The 453-nt window shown below is 67.5% G+C and carries 1 protein-coding gene; it reads left to right on the plus strand.

What is annotated here, in order from left to right:
• Positions 1-451 (plus strand): FadR/GntR family transcriptional regulator (locus RNB18_RS51955; RefSeq protein WP_311721052.1); only part of this gene is annotated, 451 nt, incomplete at its 5' end.
• Between the last annotated feature and the right edge of the window lie 2 nt (positions 452-453).

Consider the following 453-nt stretch of genomic DNA (forward strand, 5'->3'; position numbering starts at 1 on the left):
GCTGCACCTTGAGCCGATCTGTGCGGGAATGTGCGCCGCACGGGAGGACCGCGCCACCGAGGTGGTGCCGTACCTGCAGGCCGAGATCGACCGTCAGGCAGGGCAGTTCGACGACACCTCGCAGTACGTGCCCAACGCCCGCCGGTTCCACGAAGCCCTGGTCTCGCGATGCGGCAACGAGCCGATGATCTTGCTGATCGGCTCGCTGGAGCTGATCTGGTCCACGCACGAATCCGGAGTGTGGACAGGCGAAGGCGAGGCGGGCATGTCGGTCCCGACCATGCGGGCCGCGCTGCGGGACCACCAGCGGCTGGTGGACGCGATCGCCGACGGCAATACGGCCCGGGCGACCAAGCTCGCGGCCGACCATCTCACCGCGGCGCGGCGCACCACGCTGGCCGCCGACAATGACAAAACCATTGAAGCGAGGCTGATTTCGCATGACAGATGACC

The organism is Streptomyces doebereineriae, assembly GCF_031845645.1.
GTDB classification, from domain to species: Bacteria; Actinomycetota; Actinomycetes; order Streptomycetales; family Streptomycetaceae; genus Streptomyces; species Streptomyces canus.